The sequence below is a fragment of the Deinococcus taeanensis genome, from assembly GCF_020229735.1.
In the GTDB taxonomy this organism is placed as follows: Bacteria; Deinococcota; Deinococci; order Deinococcales; family Deinococcaceae; genus Deinococcus; species Deinococcus taeanensis.
The window spans coordinates 1,377,642-1,397,006 of the sequence record NZ_CP083455.1; the positions used below are offsets into that span (position 1 = coordinate 1,377,642).

A 19,365-nucleotide genomic window follows, 5' to 3' on the forward strand; every position below is an offset into this window, starting at 1 on the left:
CTGCATTCCGCCTGGCCCGCCTCAGCTGAGGCTGCTCATGCTCGACTCAGGGTAACGGGTGCCCTGCGCCGCGCCGGGCGGGAAGGCGGCGTCGATGCGGGCCAGTTCGTCGGGGGTCAGTTGCACGCTGAGGGCCCCCAGGTTGTCCTCCAGGTACTTCACGCGCTTGGTGCCGGGGATCGGAACGAGGTCCGGGCCCTGCGCCAGCACCCAGGCGAGGGCCAGCTGCGACGGCGTGCAGCCCTTGTCGGCCGCCAGGGCGCGGACCTCGCGCACAAGGTCGAGGTTCTTCTGGAAGTTCTCCCCCTGGAAGCGGGGGTTGTGCTTGCGGAAGTCGTCGTCGGCAAGGTCGTCCGGGGTGCGGATCTCACCGGTCAGGAAGCCCCGGCCCAGCGGGCTGTACGGCACGAAGCCCACGCCCAGTTCGCGGCAGGTGGCCAGCACGTCCTGCTCCGGGTCCCGGGTCCACAGGGAGTATTCGCTTTGCAGCGCCGTGATGGGGTGGGTGGCGTGAGCCCGGCGCAGGGTGTCCGGGCTGGCTTCACTGAGCCCGATGGCGCGGACCAGACCCTCGCGCACAAGGTCGCTCATGGCTCCGACGGTGTCCTCAATTGGGGTGTCCGGGTCCACACGGTGCAGGTAGTACAGGTCCACGTGGTCGGTGCGCAGGCGCTTGAGGCTGCCTTCAATGGCCTGCCGGACGTACTCGGGCCGGCCGTTGACGCGCCGCCCACCAGGGGCGTCCGGAGCGAACTGAATGCCGAACTTCGTGGCGAGAATCACGCGGTCGCGTTTGCCCTGCAGCCAGCCGCCGAGGAGTTCCTCGTTGGTGTGCGGGCCGTACATGTCGGCGGTATCGTAGAAGGTCACGCCCAGCTCCAGGGCGCGGTCCAGGGTGCGGAGGTTCTCGCTGTCGTCGCGCGGACCGTAGAAGGCACTCATGCCCATGCAGCCCAGGCCGAGGGCAGACACAGTGAGGGTTCCGAGGGTACGGGTGGGCAGGGGGCTGGGGGTCATGCGGGGCTCCTCTGCGCGCCCAGGATCCAGGGCAGGGCGCGCGGCATCAGGCGGGGCAGGATGAGCAGGGACTGCAGGGGAACGGCGATCAGGGTGACAACCAGAGTGATGACGGGGACGGGAGTGTGTCCGGCCAGAACCGGCAGGACCAGCAGCAGAACAGCCGTGATCAGGGGGTACGTGACCGCCCACACCAGCAGGGCCACGCGGTGGTGTGCCGCGCCGAGCAGCGCGGGAAAGCGGACCCAGCCGCGCGTGAGGTGTTCAACCAGCGGAAACATGACGTAATGGGTGAGGGGCACGAGCACTGCGGTGAGTAGCAACGCGATCAGCGGCGTGGGAAAGCGGCCCAGCAGAAACGGCCCGAGCACCAGCAGCAGCGCGGTGATACTGGGGTAGATCCCCAGCCACCGCCCCACCATGAGGCGCACGGGACTGGACGGTCCAGGCCGGTTCATGCGTACTCCGGGGCAGACGCCGCGGCGCGTTCAGGCGAAGGCGCCTGGCCAGAACAGCGCAGTTCATCGTACCGGGCGATCTTGTTGCGGATGGCCTCCAGGGCGCGCTTCATGTCCTCGAGCTGCCGCGCGACGTGCCGCTCGTGCGCCACCAGCAGGACGCGGCGCTGCGGAATGCTCGCGTCACCCTGGCGGAACAGCGCGGCGTAGTCGCGCAGGCCAGCCATGGGCATGCCGGTGCCCCGGAGGTAGATCAGGAAGGTCAGAAAGCGCAGTTCAACGTCACTGTAGCGGCGCTCTCCGCTGCCTGTGCGCGGCACGCTGAGGAGCCCTTCGCGGTCGTAATAGCGCAGGGTGTGGGGGCTCACGCCGAGTCTCAGCGCGGCGTCCTGAATGGTCAGTGCGGTGGGTGGATCGGCCATGGGCGCACCGTACCCCTTCGAGCGCGCTCTAAGTCAAGGGCCAGGAACCAGATGAAGCGCCGGTAAAGCCCTGCGCCCGCTGCCCATGCAGGACGCCTCAGGAGCAGCCCGTATCGAGCAGAAGCTTCGGGCGGAATTTCAGGCCATCTGCCGCCACCAGATGAGCCGGCACGCCATTCACGTGCCGCATGGCCCGTTCCGGCGCCACGCCGTGCAGGTGCCCGTACACCACCAGATCCGGCCGGGCGTCGTCTATCACGCGGGTCAGTGCATTGCCCGGGTACGGCGGCGAGGCTGGCGGGTAATGCAGCATCAGAATCAGGTGATCACCGGGCCGCCGCACAGCTCGCGCCGCGTTCACGCTCAGCGCGAGGCGCTCGCCCTCACGGGCCAGCAGACGGTCATCCTCAGCACTCAGTGGTTCGTGTCCGGGCGTGACCCAGCCGCGTGAACCGCACACCACCACGTTCCCCACCCGCACGGCGTCGTTCACCACAGCCAGCATGCCGGGCGGCAGGGCGGCGCGCAGCTTCGCGGCGGTCGGCCACCAGTAATCATGATTTCCTCGCAGCAGCACCTTGGTGCCGGGCAGCGCAGCCACCGGCGCCAGATCCTGCAGGGCGTCCGGGAGGCGCATGGCCCACGACAGGTCACCGGGCAGCAGAACCAGGTCCTCGTCGCGCACCGCGGCGCGCCACTCGTCAAAGATGGCCTGCGGGTGACCGGCCCACTGCGACCCGAAGACCGTCATGGGTTTCGGGGTGGTGAAGGCGAGGTGCAGGTCGGCGATGGCGTACACGCGCATGTTCTCTCCAGGGGTGACAAAAGGCCCTCCCGCGCTTGGGGAGGGCCTTTTGGCGATGGTCGGGGCGAGAGGATTCGAACCTCCGACCCCTTCGTCCCGAACGAAGTGCGCTACCAGGCTGCGCTACGCCCCGACTTCCGACCATCACCCGCACCGTCTGGCGGCAGGGCAGGGAGAAGTCTACGCGCGGCCCTCTGGGGTGTCAAGCGCGCTGCAATCTGCCGATCGCGCACCGCAGCGCCAGCTTTTCCGGAAGGGAGCCGCTGAACGTCAGCAGCCCGCGTCCTCGCCGGGTGCTGCGGCTCAGTCCTCCAGGTCGTCCGGCAGCTCATCGGGAAGGTCGGGAACGTCAGGCAGCTCCGCCACGAACGCCCGAATCACGGGCCAGATCACGCTCCCGGGATACCCGCGCCGCGCGAGAAACGAGAACGCACTGGCCTGCGGGTCCCTCTTGCGGGCAAACGACGACCAGCGCCGCGCGAGGAGGGCCTGAACGGCCTGCACCTCGTCATCCGGGTCACGGGCACTGACCGTGTCTCGGATCAGGTCCTCGCTCACGCCGCGCCGTTTCAGGGTCTGCCGCACACGCATGGCGCCCACTCCGCGCCGCGCGCCCTCCACGCGGGCGACCTGCTCGTCGTTCTGGTACCCGAGCTCCTGCACGCGGGTCAGGATGTCCTCCACCAGGTCCAGGTCCGTGCTGCGCCGCTCCAGCCTTGCGCGGAGTTCCTGGGCGCTCAAGGCGCGCTGGCCCAGCGCGCGGAACGCATAGGCGAGCAGTGCGTCGCGTTCTTCCTGCGGGGTGCGGGGCGCGCGCGGCGGGGTGGGCGCGGCGTCCGGGCCGGTGCGGGCCTCCGGGCGGGGGCGTCGTCCTTTCATGCGGGTCAGTATGCCGCTTGCTGTGCGGCGCAAAGGCGGGTATAGTCACGAGGTTGCCCACCAGTTACGGTGAGCGGCCCGGGTGCTCAGCCGTTCAGCGAGACGGCACCCCGGTGCGCTGCGGAAGCAAGTTCGCTTCCCGGACGCTCGCGTTCCCCGGTTCGGGAACCGCCCCGATCCGCCGGACAGGCGGCGGGTGAAAAGGAGAACACACATGGCCCTTCGTCACAAGTCCGCCCAGAAACGTCACCGCCAGAGCCTCAAGCGCCGCCTGATCAACCGCAGCCGCAAGAGCACCATCAAGACCTTCACCAAGAAGGCCGTGGTAGCCGCCCAGACTGGCGCCGAGGACATCGCGACCCTGCAGGCCCGCGCCGAGAGCCTGATCGACAAGGCCGCCAAGGGCAGCACCCTGCACAAGAACACCGCGGCCCGCAAGAAGAGCCGTCTGGCCAAGGCGATCAACCGCGCCAAGGCCACCCAGCAGGGCTGAAGTCCCTCAGAACGCAGCGCGCCGGACCAGTCCGGCGCGCTGCGTTCTGGTTCAGGGTGGGCCGCCGTAGTACAGGGGCGCGCCGAGCGAACCCAGCGACCTTAGCAGCCCTGAACCTCAGACCCTGCCAGTGGAGGTCATGAGACGGGTTGAGGCTGAAATCCCCCGCCTCCGTGCCGGATCAGGGGGGCTTGGCAACAGGTACAGCGGCCTGCATGCCCGCGTGGATTCAGGCTGCGCAGCGCACCCACACGCGTTCTGTGCCCGGTTCTCAGGAACAGGCAGTGTCCAACTGTGCGGACGCGTTCAGGCTCCGCGGGCCGTCCTCTCAGGGCTGGAGCCGGGCACGCGTCGCAGCCTGAGGCAGGTGGCATGGCCGTCCGCCAGCCGGGGGTCGTTGCTGAAGAGCCCTGAGAGGAGGCGCAGGCTGAGTGGAGCAGCGCGTGACTTCAGGCCGTGGCGTAGTACTCACGCGCCGTTGGTCAGGCCTGGGCGCCGCGCGCCTCGACCACGCTGGCCAGCACCCGGGCAACCTCATGGATCTCCTCGGCGTTCTGGCCCTCGACCATCACGCGGATCAGATTCTCGGTGCCGCTGGGGCGCAGGTTCACGCGGCCTTTGCCGTGCAGCTGCGCCTCGGCCCGCGCTACGGCCTGCTGCACCTCGGGGTCCAGGGCGATGGCCTTCTTGTCGCTCACGCGGACGTTCACCAGGGTCTGCGGGAACATCACGAGGTCGTCATGCAGGGCGTCGAGGGTCGTGCCCAGTTTGTTCATGCTGTCCAGGGTCAGCAGCGCCGTCAGGACGCCGTCCCCGGTCGGTGAGACATCCAGGAACAGGATATGCCCGCTCTGTTCGCCGCCCAGGTTCAGGTGCTGCCCGTGCAGGCGTTCATGCACGTACCGGTCGCCCACCGCGGTGCGTTCCAGCGGGATGCCCGCCTCGCTCAGTTTCACTTCCAGGGCCATGTTCGCCATGATGGTGGTGACGACCGCCGTCTCGCCGCGCGCGCGCGCATTCAGAAGGAGCATGTGGTCACCGTGGACGACCTGTCCGCGGCTGTCCACGAACAGGGCGCGGTCGGCGTCGCCGTCGAAGGCAACGCCCAGGTCGTACCCGCCTTCACGCACGATGCGCTGCAGGTGATCCATGTGCGTACTGCCGCACCCGCGGTTGATGTTCCGGCCGTCCGGGGTGGTGTACACCGCGAACACGTCCGCGCCGGCCGCCTGGAACACCTTGGGGCCCACGCGGTACGCGGCGCCGTTGGCGCAGTCCATGGCGATGCGCAGGCCGCTCAGGTCCGGCGCGTGCGTGAGGAGGAAGTTGACGTAGAGCCGTTCTGCTTCGGTGTAGTTGGTGACACTGCCCAGATCCACGCCTGTGACGGGCGTGAGGTCCGGCACGCGGTCGATGGCGGCCTCGATCTGCAGTTCGGTGGCGTCACGGAGTTTCTGACCGTCCGCGCCGAAGAACTTGATGCCGTTGTCCTCGTAGGGGTTGTGCGAGGCGCTGATCACGACGCCCGCATCGGCCTTCAGGTGCCGGGTCAGGTAGCTGACGCCGGGGGTGGGCAGCACGCCGAGGTGCACGACGTTCACGCCGCGGCTCGTGAGCCCGGCGGCGAGGGCGGCTTCGAGCATGTCGCCGCTCTGGCGGGTGTCCTTGCCGATCACGACCGTGGCGCGCGGATTCTGCTCTTTGAGAACCTCGCCGGCCGCGGCGCCGAGGGACATCACCCACGCGGCGGTCAGGGGGTAGGCGCCCGCGACAGCGCGCACGCCGTCCGTTCCGAAATACTTCCGTTCACTCATGGTGGCGCCCATGATACGCGGCGGGCGCGGCTGAGCCTCCGTGCAACCCCGGCGGCGCCGGTCGCGTACTGTGAGGCATGAGTGGATTCTCTGTCGGATCGTTCTCGTTCAGTCGCAGCGGCCACGGTCACCGTGGAGGGGTGTTCGGGCACCGGAGCCATTCGTCGTTCAGCCATGGGCATCACCGCACGCAGTACGGGCATGGCGGGCACTACCGTCAGGTGAGGCGCCGCTCCCCACTGGGGTGCATGGGCGTGTTCGTGGTGGGAGCTGTGGCTGCCGGGGGGAGTCTGGCGGGCCTGATCACGCTGCTGAGCTGATGCCGCTGGGGGCGTGGCTGCGTGACGTGGCGCGCGCCGGGACGGGTGAGGTGGCCGTGGACGCCCGCGTGTGGCCGCGGCGGCTGCGCCGGGCGTTTCCGGGGTCGCAGCTGCGGGAGGCCTGGGTGGGTGAGGGGGCCGCGTTTGCGCGCTACGCAAGCCGAAGGGGGCCGCTGTTCCTGAAGTACCTGCCGGCCGGGTGGCGCGACGCGCGGGCCGCCGAGCGGCTGGACCGGGAGGCCGCGTACCTGCGCACGCTCGCCCCCCTGTCGCCGGTGCCGTACGCGCCGCTGCTGCACGCCGCGGCGGACCCGGCCCGGCCGCTGGCACACCTGCTGACCCGGGACCTGACGGACGAAACGACCGGCTGGGGCTTTTTCCGGTCAGATGAGGAACGGGAAGAAGGCCTGCGGGATGTGGTGCGTCTGCTGGCGCAGCTGCACGCGTTCTGGGCCGGGCCGGGGCAGCGGCACCTGGGACCCGAGTGGGAGTGGCGGCCGGACCGGGCCACGCGCCGCGCCGCGGTCCTGGGCGCCGACCCGGCCCTGGTCCGGTTCCCGGATCAGGTTCAGGCTGCGGTGCAACTGGCCGCAGAGGCGCTGCCCGGCCTGCTGCGTGACGCCCCGGTGTGGACGCTGGTGCACGGAGACATTCACGCCGGGCAGGTGCTGTGGCGCCGTGACGGGAACGGCGCCGTGCTGATTGATTACGGTCAGGTGCATGCGAGCGTGCCGGGCGAGGACCTCGCCCACCTGCTGGCGCTGCGGCTGGGGGTGGAGGAGCGGCGCCGTCTGGGCGGGGATCTGCGCGCCACGTACCACGCCGCCCTGAGGGACGCTGGTCTGTGTTTCAGCCCGGGTGAGCTGGCGGCTCAGGAACGGGCGGGCCTGGCCCTGAACGTGCTGTCCACGGCGCGGCAGGCGCTGCGGCGCGGCACGCCGGGCGTGCTGGGGGCGCTGGACGCCGCCGCTCAGGTCTGGCTGGAGGCGGACGCTGCCCAGGCCCACTGCACCTGATCGGCGCTCAGGAACACCCGGTACCGCTCCAGTTCCCGCTCCAGTGCGCCTGTAAACCGCGCGGTGATGCGGCCTCCGGGCCGCAGCCCGACGTGCGCCTGCAGCGTTCCGTGGTGCACGCTCATGGTCACCCAGCCCACCGCACGCTCCGCCCGGAAGAGCGGCAGCGCGTAGTACCCCATGGTGCGGCGCGCGGGCGGCGTGTACGCCTCGAAACGGTACGCCCAGCCATGCAGGTGCTCGAATCTCCGGCGGTCCCAGACCAACGGGTCAAAGGGATTCACGATCCGCACCCCACGGGGCACCGGCAGGCTGTCCAGGGCCCAGTCGGCAGGCCATACGTACCGCACCCCCTCCACCTGCGCGCCCCGGAGGTCCTCCCGAACCGCAGCGCGGAATGCGGCCCGCAATCTGGGCCGCAGGTGCGGCAGGCCGTACCTGGACAGGCCGACCAGATACCCCAGGCTGGCTTCGGGCAGCGGGCCGTACAGGGCGGCCAGCAGGTGCACCACGCCACGCACCCTTTCCGGGTCCGGCAGAGGTGCCTGCCGGTACTGGTCGAGGTGCGGCGCGGGGCCGTACACGCGCACCCCGGCTTCCCGCCGGACGACACGCGCCTCACCGCGGTAATGCAGGGCGTCCAGGACGCGGGTGGTGGCGTTGCTCTGGCCGCCCCAGGCGTTCACGACGCGCGTCTGTCCCAGCGCGGCCGTGACGTCCCGCGGGTGCAGTTCGCCCCGCTCGCGCAGCAGGTCGCGCACACGGGCCAGCAGCTGCGGGTGGTCACGCTCCGCGCGGGTGGCCGTGACGCGCGGGTGCAGCAACCTCTGAACGCCGCGCGTCACGAAGCCGTAGTTGGGAATCACGTCCTCCTCGGCGTCCAGCGTGGGGTACAGGCGTTCCAGGTCTCCGGCGCGGTACCCGCGGACGCGGGCCAGCAGGGCGAGGTCCTGCGCGCGGGCCGGCGCGCGAATGGGGTCGGCCTGCACGAAGCCCATGCGGTTCAGGGCGGCCTGCACGGACCGTTCGGGGATCAGGGTCCGGTACGCGGCGGCGCGCAGGGCGGCCAGGGTGGGATCGGGCGTCACGGCGCGCAGCGTAGCAGGCGCCACACATGACAGGAGAGGCGCGCCAGCAGCGCGCCTCTCCTGTCATGTGGCCCCGGCCGGTTTACTTGATGGTGCCGTTCAGACCGTTCGGGTAGAACCCGCCCTTGCTGGCGTTCGGCGCGAGGTACACGATGTTCAGCACCTCGCGTGTGGTGCGTGGGTAGGCCACGCCGTTGCGGTCGGCCGGCGCGAAGACGGCCATGCCGTTGGCGTCCGTGAGGCCCTGGTCCTTCATGCCGCCCACCTTGCCGCGCAAGGCGCTGATGGCCTGCACGACCTGGCCCACGTACAGGCCGGCAGCGGCACTCACCTGACGCTGCTGGAACAGCATGGAGCGGATGGCGCCGCCGTGGTACGCCTCGACGGCCAGAATGCCGGCTGCGGCCTGCAGGTACGCGGGGTTGGTGATCAGCGTGGCGGCGCCGTTGTAGGCCGTGACGCCCACGTCTTCAAAGATGAACGCGCCGTGCAGGAAGAACAGGTCGTTCGCGAAGGGGTTGAAACCGTCGATCTTCCCGCCGGACGCGGCCTGCCCGGCGGCGCGGAACGCACCGTTCAGGTCGATGACGGGGCGGGGCGCGGCGCCCTTGCCGAGCGCGCCGTACAGGAACTTCACGTGCGAGAGTTCATCTTCGGCGATATCGCGGGCGAGCGCCTGCACATTCGCGTCCTTGAACTGCATGCCGCGGTCCTGGTCGAGGCTGGCGGGCAGGATGATATCCGCGCCCCCACCGATGCGGCGCAGTTCCTTGATGCGGCCCACGGCAGCCAGGTAGAAGGCGGCTTCGAGGTACTCCAGGTTCAGGGCGAAGTTCAGGACGTCCCCGTCGATGTTCTTGGCGGGAATGGCGGCGGCGGTGCCGGCGAGGCCCATTGCGGCGGCGCCCAGGCCGAGCTTGCCGAGGAATCCGAGGGCGCCGCGGCGGTTCATGGCGCTGTCGTTGGTGGCGTCGGCGAGAATCTGCTGTTCGGTGGTGTCGTGGGTCATGGCGTTCTCCTGGGAATGGTCAGCCCGTGGACCGCGCCGTGGGCGGGTCCTGATGGGGGTGGGGGCGTCTGCCACGGCCGTGTGTGCGGCGGGCACTTCTGTTGACACTCAGCCTTATGCAGGTGTGCACCCGGTTGGATCACCGGGTCTGCGAGCATGAAGGGCACATGAAGACCGGTGCGCCGCTACAGTGAACGCATGAGCGTCCAGCCCACCCTGTTCGAACGCATCATTGCCCGGGAACTCCCGAGCGAGATCGTGTACGAGGATGAACGGTTCATCGCCATCCGCGACATCGCGCCGCGCGCGCCCATTCATCTGCTCGTGATCCCCAAGGTGGTCACGCACCGCATGGACGACCTCACGGACCCGGTTGTTCTGGGGGAGCTGTGGCTCACCGCCATGAAGATCGCCCGGCAGCATGCCGAGGATTACCGTCTGGTGGTGAACTGCGGCCCTGGCGGCGGCCAGGTTGTCTTTCACACGCATATTCATGTGCTGGCCGGCTGGGCGAACGGTCCGGACAGTCACACGTGATGACCCGCGAGTTCGACGCGGTGCTGTTTGACCTCGACGGGGTGCTGGTGGACAGCGAGGCCCTGGCCGAAGCGGTGTGGATGCGAACCCTGGCGGAGCACGGCCTTCCTCTCGCTGTAAACGAGTTCTCGCATCTGGCGGTGGGACAGACCTTTGCGAACGTGCTGCTGCGCCTTCAGGATCTGCACGGCTGGACGGCCAGCGACGCGTTCCTGCCCATCCTGGAAGAGCGCTTCAATGCCGCGTTTGATACTCTCTCGGCCATTGACAACGCGCGTGAGACGCTGGAGGGCCTGAAACGGGCCGGCATTCCATTCGCAGTGGCGAGTAACAGTGAACGCGGGCGCCTGCACCTCAAGCTGCGCACGGCCGGCCTGAGCACGCTGGTCGGGGAACACGCCTACGATCCGTCGTGGGTGGGCGGACGGGGCAAGCCTCTGCCGGACCTGTACGTGTTCGCCGCGCAGCGGCTGGGTGTGGACATCCGGCGGTGCGTGGTCGTGGAGGACTCCGCTCCGGGCGCCACGGCCGGCATCCGGGCAGGCGCGGCCGTGTACGGACTGCTGGCCGCTGGCCACGTGCATCCGGACGGAGAGGCACAACTCCGGTTGGTGGGCGCAGCGAGGGTGCTGTGGTCGCACCGCGAGTTGCAGGGTGCACTCGGCCTGAACCCACCAGTCTGAGTGAAGGTGAATTGGCAGTCGTGCTGCCTTCTGTGTACTTGACTTGAAAGTCTACATATGTTGCTATTGGTGCATGCCGCGCGCCCCCAACACCAGCCCCCACACCAGGACCGTCCTTGGTGCCCTCCAGAGCACCTACCCCCAGCACAGCTACGGCTACGACCTCAGCAAAAGCACCGGCCTGAAAAGCGGCACCCTCTACCCCATCCTTCAGCGTCTCCATGAACAGGGATACCTCGACGCCCAGTGGGAGGAGTCCCCGCACCCCGGGCGCCCCCCCCGGCACACCTACCGCCTCACCCACGCCGGCCTGCAGCTCGCCCGCGAACGCCAGGGCACCCTCACCCCCTCCATCCGCACGCCAGGAGCGCTTACATGACCCCAGACGAATGGACCGCCGGCATTCACAACGAGGCCGACAGCGTGAACGACCTCACCTGGGCACAGGACACCAGAGCCCACCTGCACCGGCAGCGCCGCGCCCGCACCGCTCTGAGCACCCTCCTGGTTGCAGGCGGCAGTCTCGGTGCGAGTGCCGCCGTCACGCTAGGCACCCTGTGGGACGTCCTGTCCCGTGAAGCGGAACGTAACGACGTGAGTACGTTCACCTTCCTGACCTGGAACGCCCTGGGCAACCCACAGCCTGTGACCACCATCATCAACAGCGCTGACCCTCAGCTGCCCACCACCGCCCTTCTGCTGGCCCTGTTCATGCTGGCTGCCGTCGCCACCCGCCTGCACGTTCCGCGGTGGCTCACACTCCTGAGCGCCGCTCTGGGTACCCTCACCATCAGTACCCTGGCCCAGCTCGTCCTGCCGAATTTCGCAGGCTTCCCCGCCTTTCCCCTGACTGCAGCGCTGGGCGTCGCCACACTCGGCATCCTGCTTGGCCTGCCCTTCAGGCACTCCCGGAGGCCGGCATGACGCCCGAAGAGTGGCAGCGGGGCATGCGCAATGAGGCGGCGAACGTGACCGACCAGCAGTGGATCATGGAAACCCACTGGGCAGCAGGCCGATTCAACGGGCGCCAGAGTCTGCGGGCAGCAGTCGCGTTCGCCCTGCTCGGAAGTGCGCTGGTACTGCTCAACGCGTTCTCCTGGCAGCAGGAGAGACCGGCGCAACTCTGGCTGGGCGTCATGACAGTCACGGGCGTCGTGGGCACACTGCTGGGAGCACGGCGCGTGGGTGCCCTGGAAGCAGGGGCGGGGGCTCTTGCCTTCCTGCCAGGCGCATGGCTGACCGTCGTGGCCTTGCAGGCCATTTTTGGACACCACGCGCCGGCCAGTCCCGGGTTCGAAAATGAAGCAGTGACAACTCTGGCAGTGATCGCAGCAGGCGCAGCCAGCGTGGTCAGAAGCCTGAGACCACCTGCACTGCCCGCCTGAGGACAGCGGCGGCGGGCCGATCCCACACTGAGGGATCGGCCCGCCGCCGCTGAGGTTACGCGAGGGGCAGTTCGATCATTCCCCCCGGTCCCCCGGTCTCCTTCCGGCCTTCCATGCGGGCGGTGACGGCCAGGCCGGTGGGCGTCTGCGCGAGGCCACCGTCGGCGGTTTCACGCAGCGCGGCGGGCATCATGCGCCCCACCGACGCCATGGCGCCCAGAACCTCGTCGGGAGGAATGAACGACTCCAGCTGCGCCAGGGCCAGCTGCGCGGCGCTGACCGCGTGCACGGCGTAAAAGGCGTTGCGGCTCACGCAGGGCACCTCCACGTACCCGCCCACCGGGTCGCACACCAGGCCGATGGTGTTCATCAGGGCCAGAGACGCGGCGTGCACAGCGGCGCGCGGCGTTCCACCCAGCAGTTCCACAATGGCGGCGGCCGCCATGGCAGCGCTGGACCCGATCTCCGCCTGACAGCCGCCAGCCGCGCCGCTGATGAACATCCGCTTGCTGATGGCCTTGCCGATCCCTGCGGCGAGAATCATGGGATCCACAAGGCGTTCGTCCTCAAGGCTGAGGTGGTCAGCCACGCCGATCAGGGCGCCGGGGATGGTCCCGGCGGACCCGGCCGTCGGGGCCGCGACAATGCGGCCCATGCGGGCGTTTTCCTCATTGACGGCCATGGCGTACGCCTGCACGCGTTTGAGCAGCGGCGCGCCGAGGACGTCCGGGGCGTCCCAGAGTCCCTTGGCGTTCCAGCCCACCATGCCGGTGATGCTCCGGGCGTCACTGCTGAGGCCACGCTCGATGCTGGCGCGCATTTCACGGATGCGGCGGAGCATCTCGGTGCGGATGTCGTCGGGGTTCAGGCCGGTTTCTGCGCAGTCCTGGGCGAGAATCCAGGCAGAGGCGGGAGCGGGGGCGTTGAGGATGTCATCAAGAGTGGTCATGGCGTCCTTCGGTGCAGTTGGTGAGGGTCAAGTGCAGAGATGAACTCATGGTACGGCGCAGCCTGTCTAGCTGAATCAGCGCCACATGAAGGCGTCCAGAGCGCATGGACGCATCCGGCGTGAGAGGCACGCCCCAGCTGGCCCCGCGCCTCTCCGCGCCACCACCGGAAACCGGACACCCCACCTTCAATGCCGGCCACGCATTTCCTCTCAATACAACATGAACCAGCAGGCCAACCATCCACGGTGCCGCTCCTCAGGCATGATTGACGCCCACGGCAAGACCGGAGGAGAAGTTCACAGCCGGTCCACAGGATGGCCGGATTCACTCCACCCCGGGAGAACCCGCGCCCCTCGTCCCCCACCCTGCACTACGGAAACCGTCACGCACGCCACCCCAGGACAGGGCCGGTGTGGACTGAAGGGTCCCCTCCCCTGGCCCTTTCTGCTGCATCTCACCGGCGCCAGGCCAGAGCGAGGAACGCCACGCCAGATCAATGAGGAGGGCGCTGGACTGACCAGTCCAGCGCCCTGGGGACCCTGGGCCGCGTCCTGCAGTTACGCCTCGCGAGCCACCCGCAGCAGGTCGCCGCTGCGGACCATGGCCACGATCTTCAGCAGGTCCGGGCGGTAGTAGCGGTCGCGGGTCATGTTGGGAATGTGCGCGCGAATGTACTCCCACGCGGCCTGCGCGCCCCGCCCGGCGCGCAGCTGCTGGAAGTCCAGGGCCTGAGCGGCACACATGAGTTCAATCGCCACGACGTTCTGCACGTTCTCCAGGATCTGGCGCAGCTGCCGGGCCCCGTGGGCGCCCATGCTCACGTGATCTTCCTGATTGGCGCTGGTGGGGATGGTGTCCACACTGGCCGGGTGCGCCAGCACCTTGTTCTCGCTGACGAGGGCCGCAGCGGTGTACTGCGCGATCATGAACCCACTGTTCAGGCCGCCCTGCGGCGCCAGGAACCCCGGCAGGCCGGACAGGGACGGGTTGAGCAGCTGCTCGCAGCGCCGTTCGCTGATGCTGCCCAGTTCCGCCACGGCAACCTTCAGGGCGTCGATGGTCACTGCCAGTGGCTGACCGTGAAAGTTCCCGCCGGACACCACGTCCCCGGTGTCCGGGAAGATCAGTGGGTTGTCGGTCACAGAGGCGAACTCCACCGCCAGGACCCGCTCGGCGTGCGCGAGGGCGTCCAGGCTCGCGCCGTGCACCTGCGGCGCGGCGCGCAGCGAGTAGGCGTCCTGCACCTTACCGTCGCCGACCAGGTGAGACGGTGCAATCTCGGAGTCCCGCAGGTAGAACCGCAGGTCCTGCGCCACCTGCACCGCGCCCGGGTGAGGGCGCAGGCGCATCACGTCCGCCTGGAACGGCCGGTGCGAGCCGTACAGCGCTTCCACCGTCATGGCCGCCGCGAGGTTCGCGGTGCCCAGCAGCGTCCGCGCGTCGGCCACGGCCAGCGCGAGCAGGCTGCCCATCAGCTGCGTTCCGTTGATCAGCGCCAGGCCTTCCTTGGCCTGAAGGACCAGCGGGGTAAGGTTCAGCTCAGCGAACACGTCCGCGCTGGGCCGCACGTCCCCGCCGTACTCGACCTCTCCCAGGCCGATCAGGGCCAGCGCGAGGTGCGCCAGGGGCGCCAGGTCACCGGACGCTCCCACACTGCCCTGCGCGGGAATCACCGGGTGCACCCCCGCATTCAGGAGGGCCAGCAGCAGCTCGATCACCTCGGGCCGCACGCCCGAGTGGCCCAGAGCCAGGGACTGCGCGCGCAGCAGCAGCATGCCGCGCACCACCTCGCGCGGCAGGGCCTCCCCCACCCCAATCGCGTGGGACAGAATCAGGTTCAGCTGCAGCTCTTCCAGCCCCTCGCGGGGCACCTGAACGTTCGCGAACTTCCCGAACCCGGTGTTCACGCCGTACACGGCCTCCTGGCCGTCCACGATGCGTTCGATCACAGCCCGCGCACGCAGAACGCGCCCGCGCGCCTCGTCGGCGAGCTGAACCGGCTCGCCTCCGCGCACGACGGTCAGGAAGGCTTCGAGGGACAGGTGTTGGTCAAGTATCACAGGGGACTCCTCTGGAGAGGTGGGGCATGGAACAGGGGCGAGGCTCAGCGTGCATGGCCGCCGGTGTAGACGGCGCGCGCCGGGTGCGCACCCAGGGTGTAGGCCAGGTCGCGCCAGTCGGCGCTGTGCAGGGTGAGAAAGTCGGCGCGCTGGCCCGGCGCGAGGGCGCCGCGGTCGCGCAGGCCCACTGCTGCGGCGGCATTCACCGTGGCGGCGGTGAGCGCCTCGGCAGGCGTGAGGTGACACAGACGCACGGCGAGGGCCAAGGCCAGCTGGGTGCTGAACACGGGGGACGAACCGGGGTTCAGGTCAGTGCCGACCGCCACCGCGGCCCCCGCGTCAATCAGGGAACGGCCCGGCGCGGCATTCAGGCCCAGGTGCAGGGTCACGCCCGGCAGGATGGTCGCCACGGTGTCCGACGCGGCAAGCGCGGCGATCTGCGCGTCGCCGCTGGCTTCCAGGTGATCCACACTCAGGGCGCCGAGGTCGCAGGCGAGTTCCGTGCCGCCGATGGCGTGGAACTGATCGGCGTGCAGTTTAGTGCGCAGACCGTGAGCGCGGGCGGCCTCCAGGACCGCGCGGGTTTCGTCAACGGTAAACGCTTCACGCTCACAGAATACGTCCACGGCGGTGGCGAGACCTTCCCGGGCCACCTCGGGAATCAGGTCCCGGCAGACAGCCTGCACGTACCCGGCGCGGTCATCGGTGGGAGGAACGTGAATGAGGAGGGTCGGCACGAGCGCAAATTCCGCCTGAAGGACCCGGATTGCCTGAAGCATGCGTTTCTCAGCGCCGAAGTCCAGGCCGTACCCGCTTTTTACTTCGGTGGTGGTGGCGCCGGACGCCTGCAGGGCCGTGAGGCGGGGCCGGGCGAGCGTCACGAGTTCCTCGACGCTGGCGGCGCCGGTGGCGCGCATGCTGCTGCGGATACCGCCACCGCGCGCCAGGATCTCCTCGTAAGGGACGCCCTGCACGCGCGCTTCGAAGTCCGCGAGGCGATCCCCGGCCCACACGGCATGCGTGTGCGGGTCGATCAGGCCCGGGACGACTGCTACGCCTCCCAGGTCCCGCTCGTCCGGCGTGGCCGGGGCGTCGGCGCGCGCGCCCACCCACTGAATGACGCCGTCCTGAACGAGGAGCGCCGCGTCGGGGATGACGGTCAGGTCACGCATGGCCGCACCACGCTGCACGCCCACACCCGGCGTGACGAGCTGGCTGATGTTGGTGAACAGCGTTGCCGTGCCCGTCATCGTGTCCACCCCGGCTGCGCGGAGCCGAATTCGTCTACAGCGCACAGCGTCTCCATGATCAGCCGCGCCATGAGCAGTTCGCTGCGGCCGGTGGGGTCGAGGTTCGGGGCGAGTTCCACGACGTCCAGGCCGACGATGGTGTTGTGCCGCGCTGTCTCGGCCAGGATGCGCATGCCCTGCGCGTAGGTCAGGCCGTCGGGTTCGGGGCTGCTCGTGCCGGGGATGACGCTGGGGTCGAAGCCGTCCACGTCCACGCTGAGATACACGTTCTTCCCGCGGGGCAGGCGGGCCAGGACGCCCGGCAGGTCGCTGGACACGTCCACCATGGGCATCAGGGTGTGCCCACGCGAGCGGGCCGCCGAGACCGCTTCCGGGTCGAAGCGCAGCCCTCGCAGGCCCACAGTCGTGATGTGCACGAGGTTCGGCAGGGCCTCGCAGGCGCGGCGGAACGGACTGCTGTTACTGAAGCGGGTGTCGTTCCGGGTATCCGTGAAGTCCAGGTGCGCGTCGAGCTGCACCACGTGCAGGTCGGGCACGCCCGCAAAGGCCCGCAGGATCGGGAAGGTCACGCTGTGATCACCGCCCAGGAAGACGGGGAGGCTGCACCGGTCACGAACGGATTCCGCCGCCGCGCTGATGCGCTGCCTTGCCAGCTCAGGTTCCAGGCTGGGCAGGATCACGTCCCCGGCGTCCGCGAAGGTCACGCCGGACAGACGCGTCACGCCGTCCAGGCCGGTGAAGGGCGGCACGCTGCGCAGGCTCGCTTCGCGCAGGGCGCGCGGCGCGAAGCGGGCGCCGGGCCGGAACCCCAGGGCGATGTCGAAGGGAATGCCGAGCGCGGCGACGTCCGCCTGCCAGTCTCCGCCCGGCGTCACCAGGGGCGCGCGGGCGAAGGTGGGAATCCCGCCGTAGGGCAAGTGGGCGGGCTGGGTCACTGCCCGCCCTGGGTGTGATCGGTGACGCCGAGGCTGGGCAGGTCCAGACCGCGGTCGCGGGCCACGTCGAGCGCCAGGTCGTACCCGGCGTCCGCGTGGCGGATGACGCCCATGCCGGGGTCGTTGGTGAGGCACCGCGCGAGGCGCCGCGCCGCTTCGGGGGTGCCGTCGGCGAGCGCCACGAGGCCGCTGTGCTGGCTGAAGCCCAGGCCGACGCCGCCGCCGTGATGGAAGCTCATCCACGCGGCGCCTGACGCGATCCCCACGCCGAAGTTCAGAAGGGGCCAGTCGCTCACGGCGTCACTGCCGTCCAGCATGGCTTCCGTTTCGCGGTACGGGCTGGCGACACTGCCGGCGTCGAGGTGGTCACGGCCGATGACGATGGGGGCTTTCAGGCGGCCGTCGGCGACCATCTCATTGAAGAGTCTGGCGGCCTGATCGCGCTCCTTGTACCCAAGCCAGCAGATCCGGGCGGGCAGGCCCTGGAAGGCGATCTGGTCGGCGGCGTACGTCAGCCAGCTCTGCAGGCGCTCATCGTTCGGGAAGAGTTCAAGCAGCGCGCGGTCGGTGGCGCGGATGTCCTCCGGGTCGCCGCTGAGGGCCACCCAGCGGAACGGGCCGCGGCCCTCGCAGAAACTGTCACGAATGAAAGCCGGGACGAACCCCGGGTAGTCGAACGCGTCGGTGACGCCGGCCTCGAAGGCGCGGTGACGGAGGTTGTTGCCGTAATCGAACGCGACTGCGCCACGTTTCTGAAGTTCGAGGATGGCGCGCACGTGTGCCGCCATGGCCTCGTACGCGCGCCGGCGGTACTCGTCGGCGTGCTCACTGCGGAGTCGGGCGGGGTCCTCGTCGGCACTGACGGGCGGGAGGTAGCCCCACATGGGATCGTGCGCGCTGGTCTGGTCGGTGATGAGGTCCGGGGTCCAGTTCATCGCGACCAGCTGCGGAACGAGTTCCGCGGCGTTGCCCTGCACGCCGATGGACCGGGCCACGCCCTGCGCCTTGTACTCTTCGGCGCGGCGGATGGCGTCCTCCAGGGTGCCGGCAACCTCGTCGAGGTAGCGGGTGTCGAGGCGCTTCTGGATGCGGGTGGGGTCAACTTCGATGTTGATGCTGACGCCCCCGGCGAGTTTCACGGCCAGCGGCTGCGCGCCGCCCATGCCGCCCAGACCGGCGGTGACGGTGATGGTGCCTTTCAGGCTGCCGCCGAAGTGCTTGCGGGCGGCGCCGGCGAACGTTTCGTAGGTGCCCTGGAGGATGCCCTGCGTGCCGATGTAGATCCAGCTGCCGGCCGTCATCTGGCCGTACATCATCAGGCCCGCCTGGTCGAGTTTGTCGAAGGTCTCCCAGTTCGCCCAGTGCGGCACGAGGTTGCTGTTGGCGAGCAGCACGCGGGGCGCCCACTCGTGCGTTTTCAGGACCGCGACGGGCTTGCCGGACTGGATGAGGAGGGTTTCGTCGTTTTCCAGCCGGTCGAGGGTTTCGACGATCTTGTGGAAGGCTGCCCAGTTGCGGGCCGCTTTGCCGCGCCCGCCGTACACGACGAGCGTATCGGGGTGCTCCGCCACCTCCGGGTCAAGGTTGTTCATGAGCATGCGCTTGGCGGCTTCCTGAATCCAGCCCTTGGCTGTTTTCTCAGGGCCGCGGGGAGCGCGGATAATGGGGGCAGGTTCGGTGGGGGCAATGTGCGTCATGTGAACTCCTGTGGAGAGAGGGGAGGCGAAGGGCGTGCTGGTGCCTGCATCTTCCCCGCAGGAGCCGGCCCCCTCAATGGCTTTTTCCGGAATGGCCGGAAAAATCCTCATTACATGAACGGCATGCCGCCGGGTTACCTCAGCGCACCCGCTCTCTCCTCCCCGCGCCGGGCAGCCTGCGTCGCCCGGCAGGTCCGGACGCCAGGGCACCCCTAGACTGTGGGCATGACCTGGGCGGACATGACGTGGCCGGATGAATCCCGCTGGGGCGGAGCGAACCCTCAGAGGGAGTCTGAGAGTGACCTGTGGCAGCGCACACACCAGGTGCGGCGCGCCTCGCCGCAGGCGTGGGTGACGGCGGGCGCGGCGGTTACGGACACGCCGGTGCGCCCTGAAGGTCAGGCGTGGCCGGTGCTGCGGGCCACAGACTGCCCGCCGGACGTGCCGGTGGGACCATGCCCGGTCAGTCCGGACCGCACTGGGCTCCCGGTGACCGTCCGGGACTTCACGCCGGGCCACCCCAGCGGGGAGGCGCTGCACTGAGCGG

22 protein-coding genes and 1 tRNA gene are annotated in these 19,365 nt (G+C 69.4%); 9 read left to right on the top strand and 14 right to left on the bottom strand.

The window, feature by feature from the left end; genetic code table 11:
- Positions 1-21 precede the first annotated feature (21 nt).
- From LAJ19_RS06730 to LAJ19_RS06755, 6 genes are all read right to left on the bottom strand, one after another.
- Positions 22-1,017 (bottom strand): aldo/keto reductase, encoded by a 996-nt coding sequence (locus tag LAJ19_RS06730; protein ID WP_225477795.1) that lies wholly within the window; start codon positions 1,015-1,017, stop codon positions 22-24.
- Positions 1,014-1,475 carry a putative antibiotic biosynthesis monooxygenase gene (locus LAJ19_RS06735; RefSeq protein WP_225477798.1) on the bottom strand — a complete coding sequence of 154 codons (462 nt, stop codon included), beginning with the start codon at positions 1,473-1,475 and terminating at the stop codon, positions 1,014-1,016. Before LAJ19_RS06735 ends, LAJ19_RS06730 begins: the two co-directional genes overlap by 4 nt.
- Entirely contained in the window at positions 1,472-1,897 is a 426-nt protein-coding gene (locus LAJ19_RS06740; RefSeq protein ID WP_225477800.1) for a MerR family transcriptional regulator, read from the bottom strand. Before LAJ19_RS06740 ends, LAJ19_RS06735 begins: the two co-directional genes overlap by 4 nt.
- 97 nt (positions 1,898-1,994) lie before the next feature.
- Positions 1,995-2,702: a metallophosphoesterase gene (locus tag LAJ19_RS06745; RefSeq protein ID WP_225477802.1), complete on the bottom strand. Its 708-nt coding sequence runs from the start codon at positions 2,700-2,702 to the stop codon at positions 1,995-1,997.
- Positions 2,703-2,758: 56 nt separating this feature from the next.
- Positions 2,759-2,835 (bottom strand) — tRNA-Pro (locus LAJ19_RS06750).
- A gap of 170 nt (positions 2,836-3,005) precedes the next feature.
- Positions 3,006-3,581 (bottom strand): regulatory protein RecX, encoded by a 576-nt coding sequence (locus tag LAJ19_RS06755; protein ID WP_225477804.1) that lies wholly within the window; start codon positions 3,579-3,581, stop codon positions 3,006-3,008.
- A gap of 214 nt (positions 3,582-3,795) precedes the next feature.
- On the opposite strand from LAJ19_RS06755, the gene rpsT reads away from it, so the two are divergent.
- Positions 3,796-4,074, top strand: a complete 279-nt coding sequence (rpsT, locus tag LAJ19_RS06760; protein ID WP_225477806.1) for a 30S ribosomal protein S20 — start codon at positions 3,796-3,798, stop codon at positions 4,072-4,074.
- Positions 4,075-4,556: 482 nt separating this feature from the next.
- Here the strand turns inward: rpsT and glmM are convergent, their stop codons facing one another.
- The gene (glmM, locus tag LAJ19_RS06765) at positions 4,557-5,888 is read right to left on the bottom strand and encodes a phosphoglucosamine mutase (protein ID WP_225477808.1); all 1,332 of its coding nucleotides are present in this window, start codon (positions 5,886-5,888) and stop codon (positions 4,557-4,559) included.
- 77 nt (positions 5,889-5,965) lie between these two features.
- Here glmM and LAJ19_RS06770 point away from each other — a divergent pair, with 77 nt between their 5' ends.
- On the top strand, positions 5,966-6,208 hold the full coding sequence (locus LAJ19_RS06770; RefSeq protein WP_225477810.1) for a hypothetical protein: 243 nt from the start codon (positions 5,966-5,968) through the stop codon (positions 6,206-6,208).
- Entirely contained in the window at positions 6,208-7,224 is a 1,017-nt protein-coding gene (locus LAJ19_RS06775) for a phosphotransferase family protein (RefSeq protein ID WP_225477812.1), read from the top strand. The genes LAJ19_RS06770 and LAJ19_RS06775 overlap by 1 nt, the downstream gene beginning before the upstream one ends.
- Here LAJ19_RS06775 and LAJ19_RS06780 read toward each other — a convergent pair.
- Positions 7,179-8,312, bottom strand: a complete 1,134-nt coding sequence (locus tag LAJ19_RS06780) for a DNA glycosylase AlkZ-like family protein (RefSeq protein ID WP_225477814.1) — start codon at positions 8,310-8,312, stop codon at positions 7,179-7,181. The genes LAJ19_RS06775 and LAJ19_RS06780 overlap by 46 nt on opposite strands.
- An 82-nt stretch (positions 8,313-8,394) precedes the next feature.
- Positions 8,395-9,321, bottom strand: coding sequence for a ferritin-like domain-containing protein (locus tag LAJ19_RS06785; RefSeq protein WP_225477816.1), 927 nt, complete (start codon positions 9,319-9,321; stop codon positions 8,395-8,397).
- 198 nt (positions 9,322-9,519) lie between these two features.
- On the opposite strand from LAJ19_RS06785, the gene LAJ19_RS06790 reads away from it, so the two are divergent.
- From LAJ19_RS06790 to LAJ19_RS06810, 5 genes are all read left to right on the top strand, one after another.
- Positions 9,520-9,858, top strand: coding sequence for a histidine triad nucleotide-binding protein (locus LAJ19_RS06790; RefSeq protein ID WP_225477818.1), 339 nt, complete (start codon positions 9,520-9,522; stop codon positions 9,856-9,858).
- Positions 9,858-10,541: an HAD family hydrolase gene (locus LAJ19_RS06795; protein WP_225477820.1), complete on the top strand. Its 684-nt coding sequence runs from the start codon at positions 9,858-9,860 to the stop codon at positions 10,539-10,541. The genes LAJ19_RS06790 and LAJ19_RS06795 overlap by 1 nt, the downstream gene beginning before the upstream one ends.
- Before the next feature lie 73 nt (positions 10,542-10,614).
- Complete coding sequence (locus LAJ19_RS06800) at positions 10,615-10,920, top strand: PadR family transcriptional regulator (protein WP_225477821.1); 306 nt, start codon at positions 10,615-10,617, stop codon at positions 10,918-10,920.
- The gene (locus tag LAJ19_RS06805) at positions 10,917-11,465 is read left to right on the top strand and encodes a hypothetical protein (RefSeq protein ID WP_225477822.1); all 549 of its coding nucleotides are present in this window, start codon (positions 10,917-10,919) and stop codon (positions 11,463-11,465) included. Before LAJ19_RS06800 ends, LAJ19_RS06805 begins: the two co-directional genes overlap by 4 nt.
- Complete coding sequence (locus LAJ19_RS06810; protein ID WP_225477824.1) at positions 11,462-11,926, top strand: hypothetical protein; 465 nt, start codon at positions 11,462-11,464, stop codon at positions 11,924-11,926. Before LAJ19_RS06805 ends, LAJ19_RS06810 begins: the two co-directional genes overlap by 4 nt.
- Before the next feature lie 55 nt (positions 11,927-11,981).
- On the opposite strand, the gene sdaAA is transcribed toward LAJ19_RS06810, so the two are convergent.
- The 5 genes from sdaAA to hutU form a co-directional block, all read right to left on the bottom strand.
- The gene (sdaAA, locus tag LAJ19_RS06815) at positions 11,982-12,875 is read right to left on the bottom strand and encodes an L-serine ammonia-lyase, iron-sulfur-dependent, subunit alpha (RefSeq protein ID WP_225477826.1); all 894 of its coding nucleotides are present in this window, start codon (positions 12,873-12,875) and stop codon (positions 11,982-11,984) included.
- Between the two features lie 558 nt (positions 12,876-13,433).
- Positions 13,434-14,936 carry a histidine ammonia-lyase gene (hutH, locus tag LAJ19_RS06820; RefSeq protein ID WP_225477827.1) on the bottom strand — a complete coding sequence of 501 codons (1,503 nt, stop codon included), beginning with the start codon at positions 14,934-14,936 and terminating at the stop codon, positions 13,434-13,436.
- Between the two features lie 44 nt (positions 14,937-14,980).
- Entirely contained in the window at positions 14,981-16,186 is a 1,206-nt protein-coding gene (hutI, locus tag LAJ19_RS06825; protein ID WP_225477829.1) for an imidazolonepropionase, read from the bottom strand.
- Positions 16,183-17,121, bottom strand: a complete 939-nt coding sequence (locus tag LAJ19_RS06830; RefSeq protein ID WP_225477832.1) for an arginase family protein — start codon at positions 17,119-17,121, stop codon at positions 16,183-16,185. Before LAJ19_RS06830 ends, hutI begins: the two co-directional genes overlap by 4 nt.
- The gene (gene hutU / locus LAJ19_RS06835; RefSeq protein WP_225477834.1) at positions 17,118-18,818 is read right to left on the bottom strand and encodes a urocanate hydratase; all 1,701 of its coding nucleotides are present in this window, start codon (positions 18,816-18,818) and stop codon (positions 17,118-17,120) included. The genes LAJ19_RS06830 and hutU overlap by 4 nt, the downstream gene beginning before the upstream one ends.
- Before the next feature lie 225 nt (positions 18,819-19,043).
- On the opposite strand from hutU, the gene LAJ19_RS06840 reads away from it, so the two are divergent.
- Positions 19,044-19,361, top strand: coding sequence for a DUF1349 domain-containing protein (locus LAJ19_RS06840; RefSeq protein WP_225477836.1), 318 nt, complete (start codon positions 19,044-19,046; stop codon positions 19,359-19,361).
- The last annotated feature ends 4 nt before the right edge of the window (positions 19,362-19,365 follow it).